This window comes from Sphingomonas sp. UV9, from assembly GCF_004101245.1.
GTDB lineage: Bacteria > Pseudomonadota > Alphaproteobacteria > Sphingomonadales > Sphingomonadaceae > Sphingomonas.
Genome location: NZ_SCIN01000001.1, coordinates 138,784 through 159,018, shown reverse-complemented (window position 1 = coordinate 159,018; position 20,235 = coordinate 138,784). Strand labels below are relative to the sequence as shown.

Below are 20,235 nucleotides of genomic sequence, written 5' to 3'. Positions count from 1 at the left end.
ACCGAGAGAGGAAGCCGGGTGTCAATGATTGAGACGATGCGTTGGTTCGGTCCCTCCGATCCGGTAACGTTGCGCGATATTCGCCAGGCCGGCGCAAGCGGCATCGTGACCGCACTGCACGAGATCGCCAATGGCGAGGTCTGGCCGCGGGATGCGATCGCCATGCGCCAAGCCGAGATCGAGGCGGCCGGGCTTGTTTGGTCGGTGGTCGAGAGCCTGCCGGTGCACGAAGCAATCAAGACACGCGGTACCGACTGGGATGTGCTGATCGACAATTATCGGCAAAGCCTGGCCAATCTGGCCGCGTGCAACATTCGCACGGTGACCTATAACTTCATGCCGGTTATCGACTGGACACGCACCGACCTGGCTTGGGCGATGCCCGACGGCGCGCGCGCGCTCCGCTTCGAGTTGGAAGCGGCGGCCGTCTTCGACATCCACATCCTGCGACGCTCGGGCGCCGAACATGATTACTCCCCCGCGCTGGTCGAGAGGGCCGAACGCCGGTTCGCCGGGATGGATACGGAAGCACGCCGCCTGCTCGAGAAGACGATCATCGCCGGTCTCCCCGGCAGCGAGGAGACCTTCACGGCCGACCGGTTCCGCGACGCGCTGGCGCAGTATGACGCCATCGATGCCGAGGGACTTCGCGCTCATCACATCGCATTCCTGGAGGCGGTCTGCCCGCTGGCCGACGAGCTCGGCATGCGGCTGGTGGTGCATCCCGACGACCCGCCCTTCGCGTTGTTCGGCCTGCCTCGCGTGGTCAGTACCGAGGCCGATGTCACAACCCTGTTCGCGCGGGTGCCCAACCCCTCCAACGGCCTGTGCTTCTGCGCCGGTTCGTTCGGCGCTCGTGCGGACAACGACCTGCCGGGCATGATCGAACGGCTGGGCGATCGGATCGGCTTCCTTCACCTGCGGTCGGTCCAGCGCGAACCCGATGACGCCTTCCATGAGGCCGCGCATCTCGCTGGTGACGCCGACATAGCCACGCTGGTCGCCGCCATTCATACTTTGCAGACGCGCGAGGGGCGTTCGATCCCGATGCGCCCAGATCACGGCCACCAGATGCTCGACGACCTCTCGAAGCACACGCTGCCAGGTTATTCGCTGCTCGGGCGTATGCGCGGGCTTGCCGAACTGCGTGGCCTGGAACGTGGGATCGCGCATATGGCGGCACGGCATATGACGGCACAAGCGTGAGCCGCCCGCTTCGCCTATCGCCCGATCGACTGTTCTCCAGCGATCCGGACCAGCGGTCGATCGCGCGCGCGCTGTATGCCGAGATCGCCACGCTGCCGATCGTCTCGCCGCATGGCCATACCGATCCGCGCTGGTTCGCGACGAACGAACCGTGGCGCGACGCGACCACCCTGTTGCTGGCGCCCGATCACTACCTGTTCCGGATGCTCTACAGCCAAGGCATCGCGCTTGATCGACTGGGCGTACCGTCACGGGAGGGCGTGCCCGACACCGACCCGCGCCAAGCCTGGCGCACGCTCGCCAGTCATTACCATCTGTTTCGCGGCACCCCGTCGCAGGCGTGGCTCGATCACGTCTTTGCCGAGGTCCTGGGTTTCGACGTGGCGCTGGATGCCTCGACGAGCGACCTGTATTTCGACGGCATCGCCGAGCGTCTTGCGACCGACGCCTTTCGCCCGCGTGCGCTGTTCGAGCGGTTCGGGATCGAATTTCTCGCGACGACCGAAGGCGCCGACGATCCGCTCGACGCGCACCGCGCGATCCGCGACTCGGGCTGGACGGGCCGCGTCGTGACGACCTACCGCCCCGATGGCGTGATCGACGTCGAACACGAAGCGTTCCACCCGACGATGGAGCGGTTCGCGGCCCTGACCGGCGAGGACGTCTGGACCTGGCCCGGCTATCTCGCCGCCCACCGAAAGCGCCGCGCGGACTTTCGCGCTGCGGGGGCGACCGCGACTGATCACGGCCACCCGACCGCGCGTACCGCGAACCTAGATGCGGGCAACGCGGCGGCGTTGTTCGAGCGCGTGATCCGTCCCGACCCGATTCCTGCCGATGCCGAGCTGTTCCGCGCGCAGATGCTGACCGAGATGGCGCGCATGTCGATCGAGGACGGCATGGTCATGCAGATCCATCCCGGCAGCGTCCGCAATCACAACGCGCGCCTGTTCGCCAGCCATGGACGCGACCGCGGCGCCGACATTCCCGGCCGTGTCGACTTCGTCAACGGCCTGCGCCCGATGCTCGACGTGGTGGGCAACGACCCGACCCTCACCATCATTCTCTTCACGCTCGACGAATCCACCTATGCGCGTGAACTCGCGCCGCTCGCCGGTCATTATCCCTGCCTGCGGCTCGGGCCCGCCTGGTGGTTTCACGACTCACCCGAGGGCATGCGTCGCTTCCGCGAGATGACGACCGAGACTGCCGGCTTCTACAACACCGTCGGGTTCAACGACGACACGCGCGCGTTCCTGTCGATCCCCGCGCGCCACGACGTCGCACGCCGCGTCGACTGTGCGTTTCTCGCCCGCCTCGTCGCCGAGCACCGGCTGGCGGATTGGGAGGCCGCCGATCTCGCGCAGGAGTTGACCGTCGGGCTTGCGCGCCGGGCCTACCGCCTGTGAGGCTGTCCGCCGCCACGATCGACCGGCTGCCGGCGAGCGTGGCGCGCTTCGACTATGACCGCATGGCCCAGCGTATCGGCATAGTCCATCTCGGCATCGGCGCTTTCACCCGCGCGCATCAAGCAGTCTTCACCGATCGCGCCATGGCGGCTGGCGACCGCGACTGGGGCATCGTCGGCGCATCGCTGAGTTCCCCTGCCGCCCGCGATATGCTCAACCCGCAGGACGGCCTGTTCACGGTGACCGAGACCGCTACGGACGCTCCGCAAACGCGGCTGATCGGATCGGTTCGCGACGTGATCGTCGCATCGACCACGAACGACGATCTCCACCGCACGCTCGTCTCGCCCGACACGGCGATCGTGACCATGACGGTGACCGAGAAAGGCTATCACCGTCGCCCGGACGGATCGCTCGACCTTGCCGCTGTGGAACGGGCGGGCGGCACGCTCTACAACCACCTCGCGCTGGCGTTCGCCGGTCGTCGGGACGCCGGGACCGGTGGACTGACCCTGCTCTCGTGCGACAACGTTGCCGACAATGGCCGCGCGCTCGCGGCCTCGCTCGGCGCGTGGCTCGACCATATCGATCCGACCCTCGGCAGTTGGTTCGCAAGCGAATGCACCTGTCCGTCAACGATGGTCGACCGCATCGTGCCCGCCGTCACGCTTACCGATCTCGATACGGTCGAGGCGAGGCTCGGCGTTCGCGACGAAGCGGCCGTCCTGACCGAACCCTTTGCCCAATGGGTCATCGAAGACGACTTCGCCGGCCGTCGCCCGCGCTGGGACGCGGTCGGCGCGCAGATCGTCGCCAATGTCGCGCCGTATGAAACAGCAAAGCTGCGTATGCTCAACGGCGCGCATTCCGCGCTCGCGTATCTCGGGTTGCACCGCGGTCTGGCTTATGTCCACGAAGCGATAAGCGATCCCGTGATCGGCCCGACCGTCGAGCGCCTGATGCGCGACGAGGCTGCGGCAGGCCTGGATCCCGCGCCGGGACAGGATCTGACTGCGTATGCCGACGCGTTGCTGGCCCGCTTTGCCAATTCGACGCTACGTCACGCGCTGCGCCAGATCGGGAGCGACGGATCGCAGAAGATCCCCCAGCGCTGGCTCGCCTCGCTCGAGGCCAATCGCCTGCGCGGACGGACCTGCCCCGAAACATTGTCTGCGCTGGCTGCCTGGATGCTGCACGTTCGCGGCGATGGCGGCCCCGTCGACGACCCGCGCGCGGCGGGGCTGGCAGCGGCATGGGACTTGGCAGGGCGCGACGGCATCGTCGATGCGATCGTCGGCGAACGCGGTCTGCTGGCCGGGGTTTGGCGGCCGCGCGTGCAGGACAACGTGATACTCGCCGAGAGAATGGCGACATTCGACAGACGATAACAGGCGGACAAACCGCAAGGGAGAGCGAGCGTGGACGGTTCAACACAGGCGACGGATCCTGGCCCGCAAAAGGCCGGAGGCAATGTCCGCTGGGTCATCTGCGCGCTGCTCTTCTTCGCCACGACGATCAATTACATCGACCGTCAGGTCATCGGCATCCTCAAGCCCACCCTGCAGGGCGAACTGGGTTGGACCGAGATCGACTATGGCATGATCGTGTTCTGGTTCCAGGCGGCCTATGCGATCGGCCTGCTCGCCTGCGGGCCGTTGATCGACAAGATCGGGTCCAAGATGGGCTATGCCGCGGCGATCACGGTGTGGAGCCTTGCCGCCTTGGTGCATGCTTTTGTACGGAGTCCCGGCGGCTTCTCGATCGCTCGCTTCGCGCTCGGGCTCGGCGAGGCCGCGAACTTCCCGGCCGCGATCAAGTCGGTCGCCGAATGGTTTCCAAAGAAGGAACGCGCGCTGGCAGCAGGCATCCTGAACGCCGGCGCCAACGTCGGCGCGATCGCCACACCGATCGTCGTCCCGATCATCACGCTGGCCTATGGCTGGCGCGCGGCATTCCTCGTGACGGGGATGCTCGGCTTTGTCTGGCTGGTGGCATGGCTGATCGTCTACCGTGCGCCGGAACATCATCCGCGCGTATCGAAGCAGGAGCTTGCCTATATCCAGGCCGATCAGCAGAACGACGCCGGCACTGCACCGATCCCATGGCGCCGCCTGTTCCGCTATCGCGGCACCTGGGCCTTCATCACCGCGAAATTCCTGACGGATCCGGTCTGGTATCTCTTCCTGTTCTGGCTACCGGACTTCTTCGCCAAGCGCCACGGCCTGGACCTCAAGACCTTTGGCCCACCGCTGATCGCCGTCTATCTGCTAGCGGACGTGGGCAGCATCGGCGGCGGCTGGCTGTCGTCGGCGCTGATCAAGCGCGGCTATAGCGTCAACGCAGGCCGCAAACTGGCGCTGCTCGCCTCCGCCGTGCTGGTGCTGCCGATCATGCTGGCCAGTACCGTCTCCAGCCTGTTCGCCGCCGTCGCGATCATCGGCGTTGCCGCGGCGGCGCATCAAGGATGGTCGTCGAACCTGTATACGATGGTCTCCGACACCTTCCCCAAGAGTTCGGTCGCCTCCGTCATGGGTATCGGCGGCGCCGCGGGTGCGGTCGGCGGGATGATCATGGCGCGCTACGTCGGGCACGTGCTCGAAACCGTCGGCAGCTACGTCCCGGTGTTTATCTGGGCCGGCATCGCCTATTTCATAGCACTCGCCATCGTCCATCTTCTGCTGCCGAATCTGGAAGATGCAAAACCTGGCTGAAGCCTCGCAGCGTCGCGCCGCAGCAACAGACGTGACCATGCCCAGCATGCCCTCCCGCCCCCGCCAGCGGCCGACAATCAGGCGAACGGTGGAATCGATGCGACGAAAGCGCGCACGATTAAGGAACACGCACATTGTCATGCCCTAAGGTCGTGGCCACTCTTTGACCGGAACCGACCTTTGTCCAACGCCTTGTTTTCCCGCCGCGATCTGATCAACGGCGGTGTCGCCGCGCTCGTGACCGCCGCCTTGTCGGAACGGGTTTCCGCGCGCGCGCCCGAACGCCGGCTCGTGCTGGTCAATCCGCACAACGGCGAACGCTACGACGCGTGCTTCTTCGCCAATGGCCGCTATCGCGCGGACGGCCTCGCCGAACTCAACCACGCCATGCGCGATTGGCGTACGGGAGCGACGCGTAAAATAGATCCCGGCCTCCTCGACCTGCTGGTACGGGTCCGTGATCGGCTCGACGTCCCCCCGCGCAAGGCGCTGAAGCTGGTGTCGGGGTATCGGAGCCCGAAGACCAACCGCGCGCTCCATGCCCGGTCGCACGGCGTCGCCAGCAAGAGCCAGCACATGCTCGGCAAAGCGACCGACATCGCGATCCCCGGGGTGGGGCTCAGTCATCTCAGAAGCGCAGCCTTGTCGCTGCGCGGTGGGGGCGTCGGCTACTACCCGAGCGACGGGTTCGTGCACATGGATACGGGCGCACTGCGTCATTGGAGCTGAACCGAGTACCGCGGTGTGAAGTCGCCCGCCCGCCACGCCCGCCAACACGCGGGATCACGCGTGCGCAAGTCATCGGTGTCCTGGCCCTCCCATTCGCCGACACCGATTTCACGCCACCGTCGGTCCGGCTGAGCGTCGAGTCCCAGCAAGGCGGCGGTGCGGCTCGCGCGCTGAAGATCGGAGCAGATCGCGTCGCGGGGAAGTTGGGGCGGTAAGACGGTCGCGAGCTCGCGGGCCTGGCTTTCGCCGCGGGGTGAGAGGTCAGGATCGGCCTGCCCCCGCAAACGTCGCGTCGCATTCCAAACGGATTCGCCATGACGAATCAGGTATAGTCGGCTCATCGGCGAACCGGCAGTGACAGGCGGGCCACGGCCCCCTTGCCAACCTCGCTGAGCAACGCGAAGGTTCCGCCATCGCGCTCGACTAGCGCGCGAATTGACGCCAGTGTCACCACACTCGACGAGGATCCGCGACACGCCGGCATCGAGCGCGATAAGTTCGCCGACGCCTCGCATGGTCGTCCGACAGGGATCGCGCTGTTCACGGGGAACGAGTTTCAACCCTGCGGCCATCGCGATCTCGACGGCGGCAACAGGCTCTTCGCCGCCGAGCAGCGCGGGGGCGGCGTCGATCCAGTCACCGACGGGGCCCGTGACCCGGACATCCTTCACCGAACCACCGGTCATCAGCGCCACGGTGCGCGCAGTCCCCTCGGCCCCGTCGGCAAGCGGCAACTCGACGACATCGGCGTCCGGGCAGGCCCGCAAGATTCCCCGGGCGATCGCCGACGCCACATTCTCGGCATCGAGATTCTCTTTAAACCCCGACGGGGGCGATCACGATGCGCATGCGCGGCTACGACCGGTGTAATCCTGAAAGATCGCCGACCGCGTCGACGAAGCGTCAGATAAGCGAGACGCGGATGCTCTTTGGCCGATGAGACGGCGCAAGGCACCGCCTAGCCGCGGTACCGCGATCAACGTCTTCATCATGCCCCCCCGCCTTTTGCCTGCGCCTGCCATGGCGCTGTCAGGCGACGTTCCGTATCTCGCTGAAAATTCGTAGTATTATGCGACACGCCAAAATGGGGCCGACGAACGGCGCGACGGCGCGCGCCCCCGCTTTTCCGTGATGCAGGGACGACTACGTGGTGCGAAACCGCTTACAACCGACACACGGTTTCGATTGCAAACCGTCCACACCTTCACATCGTTGCGTTCGCGTAGCACAAGCATCGCATGCACTCCGACGATGCCGACACCGTCCACTACCGCCTGCGTCGCCAGAGCCGAACCCCGGCGTGGCTGGCTTTGTCGTGGCGCGCGCTCGTCGCACTGGGGCTGATCGGCATCGCGCTGGCGGTCCACTGGTTCGATCGGGATGGCCTGCGCCAGAACTCGGGCGCGCCGGTGACGTTCGCGGACATCCTGTATTTCACGATGATCACCGTGACGACGGTCGGGTACGGCGACATCGTGCCGGTAACGCAGCAGGCGCGGATGTTCGATACGTTCGTGGTCACGCCGATCCGGCTGTTCGTATGGCTTATCTTTCTGGGGACGGCGTATGATTTCCTGCTCAAGGGCGTTTGGGAGAAATGGCGTATGTCGGTGATCCAGCGACACCTCAAAGGCCATGTCGTGGTCGCGGGTTTCGGGACCAGCGGATCCGAGGCGGTCAGCGAACTCGTCCGGCGCGGCGCGGATCCGGGGATGATCGTCGTGGTCGACGAAAATGCCGCTGCGCTACGCACCGCGGAGGCTTGCGGTACGACGGTGATGGAGGGCAACGCGACGCGCAATGCCGCGCTGGAAGCCGCCCGGATCGCGAGTGCGCGGGCGCTGATCGTCTCCGCAGGGCGCGACGACACCTCGATCCTCATCGTGCTGACGGCGCGCCGGATCGCGCCCGACCTGCCGATCAGCGTGGTCATCCGGTCCGAGGACAACGAAGCGATCGCGCATCAGGCGGGCGCGACCGTGGTCATCAATCCGGCCAGTTTCGCCGGGCTCCTGCTCGCGGGTTCGACGCACGGTCCGCACATTGCGGATTACATGGCCGACCTTGCCGCGACGGGTGGCCGGGTCGCACTACGCGAGCGCACAGTGACCGCGGACGAGGTCGGCAAGCCGCTGGCCGGGATCGCGACGGGGCTCGGCCACCGGATCTATCGCGGGCAGCAGGACTTCGGCTTCTGGGAACCCGAAGCGCACCGCCTGGAGGCTGGCGACCTGATCGTCGAAGTCGTCCCCCGCAATCCCCCTGCCCCGACATCCGCCCCGACCACGGATCGATAAGACTTCCGCTTCGTCTGACCGCAGCAACAACTGCACACTTCAAAAAGGATCGACGGCATGGCGGGCAAGTATCTGGCAAGCCACGGCTTCTATATCCTTCGCCAGATTACCAAGCGCATCTGGTTTCGTGCGTCGCTGTTCAGCGTCGCGGCGATCGTGACGGCTTTGGTCGCCGCCTGGATCGCGCCATTCATTCCCTACGAACTCAGCCTCCGGGTCGGCGGAAAGGCGGTCGACAACATCCTGACGATCCTGGCATCGAGCATGCTGGCGGTCACGACCTTCGCGCTGTCCGCCTCGGTGACCGCTTACGGATCGGCGACGAGCACCGTTACCCCGCGCGCGACCCAGTTGCTGGTCGACGATCGCTTCACGCAGAACGCGCTGTCGACGTTCGTCGGTACGTTCCTGTTCAGTATCGTCGGCATCATCGCACTCACGACCGGCCTGTACGGCGCGGAAGGACGCGTCGTGCTGTTCTTCGCGACGATCGTGATCGTCGCGGTGATCGCCATCACGCTGCTGCGCTGGATCCAGCACCTCTCCAGCTTCGGCCGGGTTCGCGATACGATCGAGCGGGTCGAAACGATCGCGCGTCGGGCCATGCAGGCCTGGGCCGAAGCACCGCATCTCGGCGCGCAACCACCGGTCGCCGTCCCGTCCGAAACGTCGCCGGTATATCCGGCCGAAACCGGTTACGTCGCGCACATCGACGTCGCCGGGCTAGCGCGGATCGCAGACAAGCATACGCTGACGATCCACATCGCCGAACTCCCGGGCGCATTCGTCTTCACCGAACGGGCCTTGGCGCACGTCGCCGGTGCGATCGACGACCAGGTTCGAGCGGCCATCGAAAAGACGTTCTCGATCCTGACCGACCGGGAATTCGAACAGGATCCCCGCTTTGGCCTGATCGTCTTGTCCGAAATCGCGTCCCGCGCCTTGTCCCCAGCCGTCAACGATCCGGGAACCGCCATCCGCGTGTTGGGGGCGGGTCAGCGGGTCCTGTCCGACTTGGTCGACACCAAACGAGGGGCAGAGGCGGCGCATCTTCGCGTGCACGCGCCTGCCCTTGAGGTCGATGACATGTTCGACGACTTCTTCCGCCCGATCGCGCGGGACGGGGCATCCATCATCGAGGTGCAGTTGCGTCTGATCGCGACCCTGAACGGTCTCGCAACCCATGCGCCGGACGTGTTCGGCGAAACCGCTCGCCGCCATGCAGACGCCGCTAAACTTCGCGCGGCAGAGGCCCTCGCCTTCGATGGCGACCGTCAGGCCATGCGCATGAGCGGACGCTAGCCAAATCGGGTTGTTCGAACAGGACCAAAATGCCGTAGCATCGGGCGGGTGTTCGTTAGTGATACGGACCGGTTTGTGCGTTGGTCGGGCCGGCGACGGAAAATCTGTGTCCGGAGGTGTCGTTCTGGGCCTGATACGCAGCGTGAGCTCGGCCCCGGAACAGGCAGACACGCTGCCCTTAACCGTGCAAGAAAGCGCGCCTACCCAAAACCGTCAAGGCTGCGACAGGGGCTGACCGGAGCGCCAAGTCTGGCTAACAGACTCGCTAGGCGTTGTAATACTCCGGCGAACGGCGCTGAATAGCTCGCATTGGAGGACGGATTGGAACACGACGCCTGGTGGCAGCCCTTTTTGGATCGATGGGCGGCATTGCCGTTCCACGACCTGATCGCTGCCGTCGCGATCCTGAGCGTCGCGCTGCTGCTGGGCGTCGTCGCGGGGCGTCTTGCCTGTCGATACCTCATCCCCGCCTTGGCGCCGAGACATGCCAGCGTGATATCGCCGCGACTAATGGCGCTCACACGGTCCGGCGTGACCGCACTCGTTCTGACCGCTTTCCTCGGCATCCGCGGACTGGACCCCGGCGCGGATCTCGTGCTGGCCGCCGGCCTCGGTATCGCAGTTGCGGCACTAGCCTATGAGGTCGCCCGAGCGCTTGGTCTGCAAAGCAGGGCGGCGTCGCTGATTTCGCTCGCGCTGCTCGTCATCGTGCTCGCAAGTCGCCTCGGCGGCCTTGCTCCATTGATCGCGGGGTTGGACCGCGCCAGCATGGGCGTCGGCAGCCGCCGCATCTCGCTGCTCGACATCGTCAACGCGGTCGGCTTGTCGCTCGTGCTGTTCCTTGCCGCCCGCGCCCTGCTCGCTTCGATCCTGCGCTGGATCGGACAGTCCCGTCTCCTCGACGCGGCGCAACGCGTGCTGTTCCAGAAACTCGCCCAAATCGCGGTCGTCACGGTCGCGATTTTCGTCGGCATCGACCTTCTCGGCATCGACCTGACCGCGCTTGCCGTGTTCTCGGGGGCGTTCGGTCTGGCGATCGGCTTCGGGTTGCAGAAGACGCTCGGCAATCTAATCGCGGGTCTGATCCTGCTGCTCGACCGGTCGATCAAGCCCGGCGACGTCATCGCGGTCGGCGATACCTTCGGGTGGGTCAACAAGATCGGTGTCCGCGCGGTCTCGGTGCTGACCAGGGACGGCAAGGAGCATCTGATCCCGAACGAGCGGCTGATGACCGACGAGGTCGAGAACTGGTCCTTCTCCAGCCGCGACGTCAGGGTTCATGTCGGGTTTCGGGTGTCGTTCGATTGCGATCTGCGGCTGGCGCAACGGCTCGCCGTGGAGGCCGCGACCATCTCGCCGCGCGTCCTCAAGGACCCGGCTCCGGTCTGCTGGATCAAGGAATTCGGCGACAATGGGGTAGAGTTCGATCTGCGGATCTGGATCGACAGCCCCGAGGCGGGCGTGGGCAACGTCACCAGCGACGTGTTCTTTCGCATCTGGGATCTGTTCAAGGAACACGGCGTTACCATGCCGGTGCCGCAGCGCGATCTGCGCTTCCACCCTGGGCAGCAGCCGGCAACAAAGACCGAACGGCACGAAGGATAGCGGGTCCGCCGATACGAAGCACTTGCCAGCACCGCGGGTGACACCTGTCATCCCCGCTCTGTGCTCTCAGCTACAACTCGGCAAGGCTTTCATACCGCCCGTCCGCGGAGAAAGGCGCGCTGGCCAAGTCGCTCGGTAGGTAACCCGGAAACCGTCGTGATCCGACAATCGAGGGCTGTCGGCCGAACCGTCGAAGACCGCTTGGACGCGGATCGGGGTCACCACGACGGTCGAGCCGCTCTCGAAGAGCTGGAGATCCTGGGTGTCCATCCAGGGCTCGTCACCGTCCCATGATATCCGCGTATCGCAGGGCAGCGGGTTGGCCGTGCACCATTCCTGCACGATCTCGAACGGCTCCGTCACGTTCCGGAATCGTTCGAACCGGAGGGCCGAGTCCTTCATGTTAAAGTCGCCGCCGAGGATCGTCGGGACATTCTGGTCCCCCACCGCCGAGATGAAGGCGCCGAGTTCCTCGACCTGCAGACGATGCGCGCGGGCATGACGCCGGGGCGACACGCGCGAGGAGCGCTGCGAATTGAGGTGGGTGTTGAAGAGGTTGATCGCGCCGGGAACGCCGGGGATAGCCACGCGCGCGTACAACACACCCTTGTTGCTGAGGCAGTCCAGACCGGCGCACCGCCGACGCCCGAACGGTTCCGATCGCGTTTCCAGGATCGGATACCGGCTCAGGATGGCCAGGCCCGAGCCGACCATGTGCAGGCCCAGTTCGCCCTTCTTCCACCGGTACGGCCCCTGCATCCGATCCGTCCCCGGCAAGCTCTTGGCTTGCGTGCGCGACGGCCCCGAAACCATGTTGGGATAGTCGATGCCCGTGACGGCGCGGACCGCGGCCTTGCTGAACATTTCCTGCACCATGACGATATCCGGCGCGTCACCCCGCGCCTCCATCCGCCTGAGTGCAGCGCTTATCTGCTCCAGCGCCGGACCGCGTTTCCCGCGTGCCGGCCAACCCAAACCCTCGATATTGAACGTCAGGACGTCGAACGTCGTGCTGGCGTGGGTGCCGTCGGCAGAGATCGACACCGGCTCCCCCGAGGACGGCAAGCATTCTTGCATCAGCGCCGGCGGCAGCGTCGCACACCCCGTCGAACACGCGAGCAGACCGATCACTGCCAGATATTTCAAGTGAAGACGACGAAGACCGCGGAGCACATGACGGCCAACGACCGGCACCGGATTTCGGTCCCGTCGGGCGCTATCACCCAAGTCGGAGGCGATCCTCGAGAATCAGCCGTTCGTGCGCCAGCGCCGCCTGGCTGATCAAGGTGTTGAACAACACGCCCCGATCGGCCCGGATCGGATCACGACCATCGGGACGCGCAAAGGCCACGACAGCCAGCGTGCCGAGCGACGTGCGCAAAGGTTCGAGCCGCCATTCCGCGGAGGCGACCGCAGCCGTTCCCCGCCCTGCCGCTTCGCCCCGTTCCCAGCACCATTCGAGCGCCGCCTGATCGATCGGTCCCCACACCAGCGGCTCCATCGTCGCGCCGACACGCTCCAGCTTGCCGCCGTTTTCGCGAAAGACCGCCACCTCGGCTTTCAGCACGGCGGCAAACTCTTCACAGATCGCGCCCGCGGTTTCTTCCCAGTCCGCCGCGCGCGCGAGAATCTGCGAGAATGTAGCGATTTGGGCATTTTCCTTCGCGCTACGATCGCTGAGCGCTACCCGGTCGCGGAGCGCCTGGGTCACGAGGCTCGTATAGACTGCAACCGCCAGTAGCGCGGCCAGCGTTACCACCATGATCGGTGCCGCCGGCTCGAGATGAAAACGCGGTTGGAGCAGGAAGACATCAAAACCGAGCACCGACGCCACGGTCGCGGTCAGGGCCGGAGCCAACCCGAAGCGTGCTGCGGCGGCGATCACCGGAAACAGGAACAACAGGTTCAGCGGTCGTCCGCCGAGGAGCATGCTGACCAACTCAGCAAGGCCAAGCGTGATCGCCACGAGACCAAGCGCCCAGAGATGCTGCCGTAGATCGGGCTTCGGCTTTGGGGCAGCGTCCGGCACACCGCCGCTCTTGGTCGCCAGGTCCGCAGCGGGAGCGATGTGGAGGGTAAGCGCTGGAAATCGCTTTTGGACCGACGCCATCACCGATCGCCGGAGCCAGCGATCGGGACCTGCCGCAGACGGGGTTCCGATCACCAGATGGTCCGCCGGCATGGCCGTTAAATGCGCCACAAGGCCGCTGACGACGTCATCGTCGGGTTCGTTGCTGACCGTGGCACCATGGCGAACCGCAAAAGACAGCGCGTCTGCCGCCCGCCGTGCAACCGCCGGATCGCGGGCCGACTTGGGCGTCTCGATAAAGACGGCATGCCAACTCGCGTCCAGCGCGGCGGCCAGATCGGCTGCGATCTCCACCACCCGCTGACCGCTCCCCGACCCACTGACCGCGGCCAGGATACGGGTCTCGGGGCTCTTCTCGACTTCGGAGACGGCGGTTTGTGGCTTCGGACCGGTCTCGTCGTAACCGCTCATGCGGCAGCGGACTTCGCGACGATGGTCATCGGCGTCACGTCCGGCTCGCCGATGCCCAGGTCGCGATCGTATCCTGCGTCGAAGGATTCTCGATACCGACATCGTCGAAGCTCACGGCAACCAGGCAAATCGGACGTTGCTCCTTGCCGGCGGGCTGACGACACCGAACCGTCGATCCATCGGGGAAACGCGCGACGCGCCCGCGAAGCCGGACCCGCAATCCCTGATCGATCTTCAGATCGTTCTCGCCGATCCGGCGTACGCTTTCGTAAGGCTTGCCGCTTCGTCTAGCGTTTTTCGAGTCCTGGTCGGTGAAAATCTGCGCGAGCCCCAGCGTCTGACCGGGAAGCGTCACGGCGTCGATGCCGAGCGGAACGGTCGTGGGCGACCCAGCTTCGCATGTACCTCGCGACGACCACGGTCTCGCAATCCAGAAGCCCTCGATGGCCTCTTCGCTTGCGGCGGGGGACGTCGTGCCGGCACTGCCAGATAACGGCTTGCCCAACCATTCGCCCGGATCGAACACGGCAGGTGCGACGGAGATCCTGAGCGACGACGATTCGCCATCATACCGCCATCTGAACGGCTCACGGCTGGTTTCAGCCGCCGGGCCGTCGCAACCGAACGGCAGGTCCACCTCGAACTGTGCGCCCTCCGCGGCGGCGACTCGCTTGGGCATCTTTGCGCCCGAAGAGGTCGCATCGGCAGCGGCATTGGCGATCTCGATGATATCCGCGCGAGAAAGCACGCGGGCGACGGGCGCCTCGGGCACGGCCACGGGTGCTGCAACTGGTACCGCCGCTGGGGTTATGGCTGGCGGCGGAGGAGTCGGCGCGGTGCTGCGCCCGAGCAGGAATCCGCCACCGCCAAGGAGGATGAACGCGGCGGCCGAGCCGGCGACGACAAGGCGACTGGTGCGGGGGGATGGCTCATGCATCAGCGAACTGTAGCAAAAATCTCGCGATGCTCCATACCGCGTGGCATGAAGGTCAAAACGAGAAGCGCCGTTTTCTGGTTGCCGATGAGGCGTTTATGACGCTCGACCAGATCGTTACACTGCTCGTGCTGGGTTGCGTGGTGGCCGCGCTGATCTGGGACAAGGTTCGCGCCGACGTCGTTGCGCTCGCAGGGGCAGCCGTCTTGCTGATGACCGGCGTGGTTCGCCCGGTCGATGTCCAGGGTGCCTTCGCCAGCCCCGCGATCATCGCGCTCGCCTCGCTCTTCGTCATTTCCTATGCGCTCGAACTGTCCGGATTGCTCGATCGCGCGATCGAGGCCGCCGTCGGGATGTGCCGCCGCCTCGGCGCGACGGGGGTCTGGCTGTTGCTGGTGATCGCCGGACTATTCTCCAGCGTGTTGAACAGCACCCCGATCGTCGTGCTGACCGCCCCCGTCGTCAAGGACGTCGCCGCGAGCCTGCAGCTATCTGCCAAACGCTATCTGATGCCGTTATCGTACATCACGATCCTCGGCGGATGCTGCACCCTGCTCGGAACGTCGACGAACCTGCTGGTCGACGACATGGCGCGCATCGCCGGGCAAAGCCGTTTCGGCATCTTCGAGATCACGCCCGTAGGCTTGCCCGTCGCCCTGGTCGGCGGTCTCTATCTACTGCTGTTCAGCGGCAAGTTGATGGGAACGCGGATGCTCGATCCCGACGATGGGCGTCCGGATACGACGATCGACGCCGCCGGCGGACAGGTGGGCGATGCCGAAGTGTTCGCCGAACGCCGTCCGTTTCAGCCGGCCAAGGCCGCCATCGCGCTGGCGACGTTCGTCGGGGCTATCCTGCTGGCCGCGCTGAACGTCGCGCCGATCGCCGCGACGGCGTTCGCGGGCGCGGTGCTGCTGATCCTCCTGCGCGTCATCTCGGCCGATCAGGCTTACGGCGGCCTTCGCCCGCAGATCCTGATCCTGATCGCCGGGATGGTCGTGCTGGGAATCGCGATGGCGCAAAGCGGGTTGGCCAGCGCCGCCACGACCACGCTCATATCGTCGCTCGAAGGGGTCAGTCCGCTGACCGCCCTCATCGTGCTCTACGGCCTGACGATGGTGCTGACCGAACTGCTTTCGAACGCGACAGTCGCGGTATTGGTAACGCCGGTCGCGGTAGCGTTGGCGGAAAGCCTCGGGGTCAGCCCCCGTCCCTTCCTGGTCGTGGTCATGATCGCCGGCAGCGCCTCGTTCGCGACCCCGTTCGGCTACCAGACCAACGTCATCGTCTATCAGCTCGGACGCTATCGCTACACCGACTTCCTGCGCGTGGGGCTCCCGCTCAACCTGATCACCGCGGTCGTCGCGATCAGCGCCACGCGTATCTTTTTCCCGTTCTAGGCCTGTCCTTTAGCTGCGCGGACTGGACGGTTCGCTCGGCTGCGGGTCGTCCGCTGGCGTCGCACCGGAGCCGCCGCCCATTCCCATTCCGCCGCCGCCGCCACCCCTTGCCGACTCCGCCTTGCCTTGCTCGCCTTTCCCGCGTCCGCCCGAACTCGAGGGTCGCGTCGGACCCTGTGCCGGCAACGCCAGGTCGCGTGGCATAGGATCGAGATCCAGCGCTTCGCGGATGAAATCGCGCATCGACACGACCAGCGCGTGCGTCGGCACGGGGCGTCCGGCGACAAGCTCGTGCGCGGCCTGTGCGGCAAGCTGGACCTGCTCTTCGGTGCCGAGGAGAATGATGTCGGACAGCGCGGCCTCGACCGCGTCGCGGATCCGGCGTGCGCGGTCGGAACCGGTATCAGCCGCGCCGAGATCAAGCGCCTCCGCGTCCTCCCCGACCGCAGTTACGCTCCGTTGGCGCAGGTCGCGGCGGTGCGCCGGGTCGACCGTGAGCGTGCCCGTGAACGATCCGCCCAGCGTCTTGTAGGCGGCGATCAGCGTTCGCAGGCGCTCGTTGATCTGGCGGTTGGCGCGCTCCCGGCGTTGCTGGATCGTCACCATCGTCAAAAGGCGAATGCCGACGCCGATCAGCGTCACCAGCGCCAACCCGAACATGGTGGCGAGCAGGCTCTGCCAGGAACTGAAATCGATATTGCGCAACGGCGGATTCTCCGGGGTCGTCAGGTCGAGGGCAGGCAAACGGTCGCCTTCAGGCCCCGTTCCGGCAAGTTCGTCAGCGTGATCGTGCCATCGTTACGCCGCGCCAAGGTGAACCCCGCCGACGCGCCGGTGCTGACGCTCGCCATCACCTCGAAGACGATGCCGCTGACCGAGGCGCAGAACCTTGTCTACACGCGGATGGCGCAGAAGATCAGCCAGGTCTCGGGCGTGGGACAGGTCAATTTGTCGGGCGGTCAGAAGCCCGCGGTCCGCATCCAGGCCGACACACAGGCGCTGGCGAGCTACGGCATCTCGCTGGCGACCGTGCGGACCGCCATCGACAACGCCAACGCCAACAGCGCCAAGGGCAGCTTCGACGGCCCCACACGCGCGTACCAGATCAACGCCAACGACCAGCTGCTGACGGTCGACGATTACGCGAACCTGATCGTGTCCTTCGCCAACAATGCGCCCGTGCGATTGCGCGATATCGCCACCGTCGCCGACGGGGCCGAGAACGAGCGGCTGGGCGCGCTCGCCAACCTCGAACCGGCGATCATCCTCAACGTCCAGCGCCAGCCCGGCGCCAACGTCATCCAGACCGTCGACGGCATCAAGGCGCTGTTGCCCGAACTGCAAAAGGCGCTGCCCGCCGGCCTGACCGTCACGATCCTGACCGATCGCACGACGAGCATCCGGTCATCGATCGCGCATGTCGAGATGGAGCTGCTGCTGGCGATCGTGTTCGTCGTGCTGGTGATCTTCTTCTTCCTGCACTCGATCCGCGCGACGATCATTGCAGGTCTTGCGGTGCCGATCTCGCTGATCGGGACGTGCGCGATCATGTATCTGCTCGGCTACAGCCTCAACAATCTGACGCTGATGGCGCTGACGATCGCGACCGGCTTCGTGGTCGACGACGCGATCGTGATGATCGAGAATATCCAACGCCATATCGAGGACGGCATGCGGCCGCGCGCCTGAAGAAAAAGCTCGATCCGGTCACCGGCATCTCGGTCTTCCTGAACCCGGTGCAGGACGTGCGGATGGGCGGACGCCAGTCCAACTCGACCTACCAATATTCGCTGATCTCCGACAATAACGACGCGCTGAAGACCTGGGCGCCGAAACTCGTCGAGGCGATGAAGCGGCATCCCGAGCTGACCGACATCGACAGCGACCAGGCCGAGAATGGCATCGAGAGCTTCGTCGACATCGATCGCGACAGTGCCAACCGGCTCGGCATATCGCCGCGCGACGTCGACAACGCGCTCTATAACGCATTCGGCCAGCGCCAGGTCGCGACGATCTACGAGGACATCAACCAGTACAGCGTGATCCTCGAATGGCCGCCCACCGCGACCCAGGGCCCAGCCGCGCTCGCCGACGTCTATGTACCGACCGGCGCGCGCACCGATGCCCCCGCCACCGAGACGACGAGTGCGCTGACCAGCAGTGGCACATTGTCGTCGGGCGCAACGTCGACGGCGAGCGATCCGTCCAATGCGGCAACGCTCGGCACCATTGCGGCCGGCACCACCAATCCGGCGCTGCGCGATCCCTCGACCGGGTCTGCGCTCAGCACCGCACCGCGGACGATGACGCCGCTGTCGGCGATCGCGCGGTTCACGCAATCGTCGACCGCGGCCTCGGTCAACCACGACAATGGCGAGGTTTCGACGACGATCTCATTCAACCTCGCGCCCGGCGCGACGCTGGGCGATGCGGAGGCCGCGATCGCCGCCGCGCAGGACGAGATCGTGATGCCCTCGACCGTGCGCGGCGCGTTCGCCGGCACCGCGCAGAGCTTCCGCGATCAGTTGTCTCAACAGCCGCTGCTGATCTTCGCGGCGCTGGTGACAATCTACCTGATGCTCGGCATGCTGTACGAGAGCATGATTCATCCCTTGACGGTGCTGTCGACGCTGCCCGCCGCCGGGTTCGGGGCCGTGCTCGCGCTCCAGCTGCTCGGCATGGAGTTCTCGATCATCGCGCTGATCGGCGTGTTCCTGCTGCTCGGCATCGTGAAGAAGAACGCGATCCTGATCATCGATTTCGCGCTGAGTGCGCAACGCGATCGTGGCATGTCGGCGGAGGACGCGGTGCGCGAGGCGAGCCTGCTGCGCTTCCGCCCGATCCTGATGACGACGCTGGCCGCGGCGCTCGGCGTCGTGCCGCTCGCGATCGGGTTCGGCGAAGGCTCCGAACTGCGCCAGCCGCTCGGCATCACGATCATCGGCGGGCTCATCGCCAGCCAGTTGCTGACGCTGATCACGACCCCCGTCGTTTACGTCTATCTCGATCGCCTTACCGGCCGGCGCGCGCGCCGATCCGCCGAAGCCCCTCCCCGGATACAGACTGCATGAGCAAGATCCACCTGCTGACCGCGCTGCTCGCGCTGCCGATCGCCGCCTGCGCGGTCGGGCCGAACTATGCGCGACCCGAGGCCGCCGTGCCGACCGGCTTCAAGACCGCGCCCGGCTGGGTTGCGGCGACCCCTGCCGATCACCTCGATCGCGCCGGCTGGTGGAAGCTGTTCGGCGACCCCGTGCTCGACGGGCTTGCCGCGCGGGCGACCCGCGCCAACCAGTCGATCGCGCTGGCGGACGCGAATTATCGCCAGGCGCGCGCGGTCGTGCGCGAACAACGCGCCGGCCTGTTCCCGACGATCAGCCTCGATGCGTCGGGCGTGCGATCGGGCAGCGGGCGCGGCAATACGATCACGACGATCGGCTCCGGTGGCAATACCGGCGGCACGGGGACGATCCCGGGTACCGGCACGAACCCCGGGAGCTGGCCGCGGCGCTCGGCGTCGTGCCGCTCGCGATCGGGTTCGGCGAAGGCTCCGAACTGCGCCAGCCGCTCGGCATCACGATCATCGGCGGGCTCATCGCCAGCCAGTTGCTGACGCTGATCACGACCCCCGTCGTTTACGTCTATCTCGATCGCCTTACCGGCCGGCGCGCGCGCCGATCCGCCGAAGCCCCTCCCCGGATACAGACTGCATGAGCAAGATCCACCTGCTGACCGCGCTGCTCGCGCTGCCGATCGCCGCCTGCGCGGTCGGGCCGAACTATGCGCGACCCGAGGCCGCCGTGCCGACCGGCTTCAAGACCGCGCCCGGCTGGGTTGCGGCGACCCCTGCCGATCACCTCGATCGCGCCGGCTGGTGGAAGCTGTTCGGCGACCCCGTGCTCGACGGGCTTGCCGCGCGGGCGACCCGCGCCAACCAGTCGATCGCGCTGGCGGACGCGAATTATCGCCAGGCGCGCGCGGTCGTGCGCGAACAACGCGCCGGCCTGTTCCCGACGATCAGCCTCGATGCGTCGGGCGTGCGATCGGGCAGCGGGCGCGGCAATACGATCACGACGATCGGCTCCGGTGGCAATACCGGCGGCACGGGGACGATCCCGGGTACCGGCACGAACCCCGGGACC

General features: G+C 66.1%; 18 protein-coding genes and 2 pseudogenes. 14 read left to right on the top strand and 6 right to left on the bottom strand.

All coding sequences use genetic code 11. The annotated features are described in order from the left end of the window. Nucleotides 1–24 precede the first annotated feature (24 nt). The 5 genes from uxuA (at nt 25) to EQZ23_RS00635 (ending at nt 6,055) form a co-directional block, all read left to right on the top strand. Nucleotides 25–1,206, top strand: a complete 1,182-nt coding sequence (gene uxuA, locus EQZ23_RS00655) for a mannonate dehydratase (RefSeq protein WP_128452573.1) — start codon at nt 25–27, stop codon at nt 1,204–1,206. Then, on the top strand, nt 1,203–2,615 hold the full coding sequence (uxaC, locus tag EQZ23_RS00650; protein WP_128452572.1) for a glucuronate isomerase: 1,413 nt from the start codon (nt 1,203–1,205) through the stop codon (nt 2,613–2,615). The genes uxuA and uxaC overlap by 4 nt, the downstream gene beginning before the upstream one ends. Next, nucleotides 2,612–4,003, top strand: a complete 1,392-nt coding sequence (locus tag EQZ23_RS00645) for a mannitol dehydrogenase family protein (RefSeq protein ID WP_240663086.1) — start codon at nt 2,612–2,614, stop codon at nt 4,001–4,003. Before uxaC ends, EQZ23_RS00645 begins: the two co-directional genes overlap by 4 nt. 30 nt (nt 4,004–4,033) lie before the next feature. Next, complete coding sequence (locus EQZ23_RS00640) at nt 4,034–5,326, top strand: MFS transporter (protein WP_128452571.1); 1,293 nt, start codon at nt 4,034–4,036, stop codon at nt 5,324–5,326. 180 nt (nt 5,327–5,506) lie between these two features. Beyond that, nucleotides 5,507–6,055, top strand: coding sequence for a DUF882 domain-containing protein (locus tag EQZ23_RS00635; RefSeq protein WP_240663085.1), 549 nt, complete (start codon nt 5,507–5,509; stop codon nt 6,053–6,055). Here the strand turns inward: EQZ23_RS00635 and EQZ23_RS20440 are convergent. Both EQZ23_RS20440 and EQZ23_RS20435 read right to left on the bottom strand, forming a co-directional pair. Continuing rightward, entirely contained in the window at nt 6,043–6,396 is a 354-nt protein-coding gene (locus EQZ23_RS20440) for a histidine phosphatase family protein (protein ID WP_276318452.1), read from the bottom strand. The genes EQZ23_RS00635 and EQZ23_RS20440 overlap by 13 nt on opposite strands. A gap of 105 nt (nt 6,397–6,501) precedes the next feature. Then, nucleotides 6,502–6,873: pseudogene (locus tag EQZ23_RS20435) on the bottom strand (glycerate kinase); the annotation flags it as partial. 420 nt (nt 6,874–7,293) lie between these two features. Here EQZ23_RS20435 and EQZ23_RS00625 point away from each other — a divergent pair. From EQZ23_RS00625 to EQZ23_RS00615, 3 genes are all read left to right on the top strand, one after another. Next, the gene (locus EQZ23_RS00625; RefSeq protein ID WP_128452570.1) at nt 7,294–8,352 is read left to right on the top strand and encodes a potassium channel family protein; all 1,059 of its coding nucleotides are present in this window, start codon (nt 7,294–7,296) and stop codon (nt 8,350–8,352) included. 57 nt (nt 8,353–8,409) lie between these two features. After that, complete coding sequence (locus tag EQZ23_RS00620) at nt 8,410–9,654, top strand: DUF2254 domain-containing protein (RefSeq protein WP_128452569.1); 1,245 nt, start codon at nt 8,410–8,412, stop codon at nt 9,652–9,654. Between the two features lie 321 nt (nt 9,655–9,975). Next, entirely contained in the window at nt 9,976–11,259 is a 1,284-nt protein-coding gene (locus EQZ23_RS00615) for a mechanosensitive ion channel domain-containing protein (protein ID WP_128452568.1), read from the top strand. A gap of 66 nt (nt 11,260–11,325) precedes the next feature. Here the strand turns inward: EQZ23_RS00615 and EQZ23_RS00610 are convergent, their stop codons facing one another. The 3 genes from EQZ23_RS00610 to EQZ23_RS00600 all read right to left on the bottom strand — a co-directional run bounded on the left by EQZ23_RS00610 (nt 11,326) and on the right by EQZ23_RS00600 (nt 14,696). Next, nucleotides 11,326–12,390: an endonuclease/exonuclease/phosphatase family protein gene (locus EQZ23_RS00610; protein ID WP_240663084.1), complete on the bottom strand. Its 1,065-nt coding sequence runs from the start codon at nt 12,388–12,390 to the stop codon at nt 11,326–11,328. A gap of 88 nt (nt 12,391–12,478) precedes the next feature. Continuing rightward, nucleotides 12,479–13,759, bottom strand: a complete 1,281-nt coding sequence (locus tag EQZ23_RS00605; RefSeq protein WP_164913350.1) for a DUF4118 domain-containing protein — start codon at nt 13,757–13,759, stop codon at nt 12,479–12,481. 34 nt (nt 13,760–13,793) lie between these two features. Beyond that, nucleotides 13,794–14,696: a hypothetical protein gene (locus EQZ23_RS00600; RefSeq protein ID WP_128452566.1), complete on the bottom strand. Its 903-nt coding sequence runs from the start codon at nt 14,694–14,696 to the stop codon at nt 13,794–13,796. 95 nt (nt 14,697–14,791) lie between these two features. Here EQZ23_RS00600 and EQZ23_RS00595 point away from each other — a divergent pair, with 95 nt between their 5' ends. Further along, complete coding sequence (locus EQZ23_RS00595; RefSeq protein WP_128452565.1) at nt 14,792–16,093, top strand: SLC13 family permease; 1,302 nt, start codon at nt 14,792–14,794, stop codon at nt 16,091–16,093. A gap of 9 nt (nt 16,094–16,102) precedes the next feature. Here EQZ23_RS00595 and EQZ23_RS00590 read toward each other — a convergent pair whose 3' ends face one another. After that, complete coding sequence (locus EQZ23_RS00590; RefSeq protein WP_240663083.1) at nt 16,103–16,837, bottom strand: hypothetical protein; 735 nt, start codon at nt 16,835–16,837, stop codon at nt 16,103–16,105. Between the two features lie 45 nt (nt 16,838–16,882). Between EQZ23_RS00590 and EQZ23_RS00585 the strand changes: the two genes are divergently transcribed. From EQZ23_RS00585 to EQZ23_RS19685, 5 genes and pseudogenes are all read left to right on the top strand, one after another. After that, on the top strand, nt 16,883–17,782 hold the full coding sequence (locus EQZ23_RS00585) for an efflux RND transporter permease subunit (protein WP_346427803.1): 900 nt from the start codon (nt 16,883–16,885) through the stop codon (nt 17,780–17,782). Nucleotides 17,783–17,829: 47 nt separating this feature from the next. Next, nucleotides 17,830–19,164: an efflux RND transporter permease subunit gene (locus EQZ23_RS20535; RefSeq protein ID WP_346427802.1), complete on the top strand. Its 1,335-nt coding sequence runs from the start codon at nt 17,830–17,832 to the stop codon at nt 19,162–19,164. Further along, nucleotides 19,161–19,706, top strand: a complete 546-nt coding sequence (locus EQZ23_RS19695; RefSeq protein WP_164913348.1) for a TolC family protein — start codon at nt 19,161–19,163, stop codon at nt 19,704–19,706. Before EQZ23_RS20535 ends, EQZ23_RS19695 begins: the two co-directional genes overlap by 4 nt. Continuing rightward, entirely contained in the window at nt 19,613–19,807 is a 195-nt protein-coding gene (locus EQZ23_RS20130) for an efflux RND transporter permease subunit (protein WP_164913347.1), read from the top strand. Before EQZ23_RS19695 ends, EQZ23_RS20130 begins: the two co-directional genes overlap by 94 nt. Then, a pseudogene (locus EQZ23_RS19685) lies at nt 19,804–20,235 on the top strand (TolC family protein); the annotation flags it as partial. The gene EQZ23_RS20130 and the pseudogene EQZ23_RS19685, both read left to right, overlap by 4 nt.